Source organism: Neoroseomonas lacus (genome assembly GCF_014644535.1).
In the GTDB taxonomy this organism is placed as follows: Bacteria; Pseudomonadota; Alphaproteobacteria; order Acetobacterales; family Acetobacteraceae; genus Neoroseomonas; species Neoroseomonas lacus.
In genome coordinates, this window is sequence record NZ_BMKW01000054.1 from 1 (window position 1) to 1,152 (window position 1,152).

General features: G+C 66.4%; 1 pseudogene. It reads right to left on the minus strand.

Annotation, left to right across the window (positions count from 1 at the left end):
- Positions 1 to 1,066 (minus strand): annotated as a pseudogene (locus IEY36_RS30350) (IS3 family transposase); the annotation flags it as partial.
- Positions 1,067 to 1,152: the final 86 nt, after the last annotated feature.

A 1,152-nucleotide genomic window follows, 5' to 3' on the forward strand; every position in this document is an offset into this window, starting at 1 on the left:
TGGTCCATGGCGTTTTCGGCCAACCACTGCGCCAGTTCGCCGGCGATGTAGCAGGGCCCGTTGTCGGACAGCAGGCGCGGGCGGTGGCGTACTCGCACCTGGCTGCAGCCTGATGCGGTGAGCGCCATCTCCAGCGTGTCGGTGACATCGCGCGCCGCCATGGTGGTGCAGAGCTTCCAGGCGATGATGTATCGCGAGAAATCATCGAGCACGGTGGAGAGGTAGAACCAGCCCCAGCCGATGACCTTGAGATAGGTGAAGTCGGTCTGCCAGAGCTGGTTGGGCGCGGTGGTCTTGGTGAGGAACTCGTCGGCCGCCGTGACCACGAAGAAGGCCGGGCTGGCGATCAGGTCGTGCGCCTTGAGCAGGCGATAGACCGAGGCTTCCGAGACGAAGTAGCGCTGCTGGTCAGTGAAGCGCACGGCGAGTTCGCGTGGCGACAACTCCGGTTCGGCGAGCGCCAGTTCGACGATCTTGTCGCGCGTTGCATCCGGGATGCGGTTCCACACGCGATCGGGCCGCGAGGTGCGGTCGGCCAGGGCTTCGGGCCCGCCGCGCTGGTAACGGTCGACCCAGCGATAGAACGTGGCCGGCGGGACGCCCAACTGCCGCAGCGTGCGCCGCGTCGGCAGGTGGGACTGCTCGACGAGCCGGATGATCTCGAGCTTCTCGGCGGCGGGGTACCTCATGACCGGTCGCCCCCATCCGCGATCATGCATTTTTTCAGCAGGCGCAGCTCGAGCGCCTGTTCGGCGACGACCTCCTTCAGCGCGCGGGCTTCCTGGCGGAGTTCCTTGACCTCGTCGGTGGTGGCGGCACGCGCGGTATCCCCGGCCAGGCGGCGCTTGCCGGCTTCCAAGAACTCTTTCGACCAGGCGTAGTACAGGCTCTCGGCGATGGCCTCGCGGCGGCACAGCGCGGCGATGCTCTCCTCGCCGCGCAGGCCTTCGAGGACGATGCGGATCTTGTCCTCGACTGAGTGGTGCTTGCGGGTGGCGCGGCGGATGTCGCGCACCACCTTCTCAGCCGACGGCTTGGCGGTGGGAGCGGAGGATTTCTGGCTCATCTTCACTCTCCTGGGGGTTACGATGAGCCAGAAATCCTCCGTTCCTCAACGCCGCCGTTCTGTCTCAAGGGTGCTGACGCCGGACA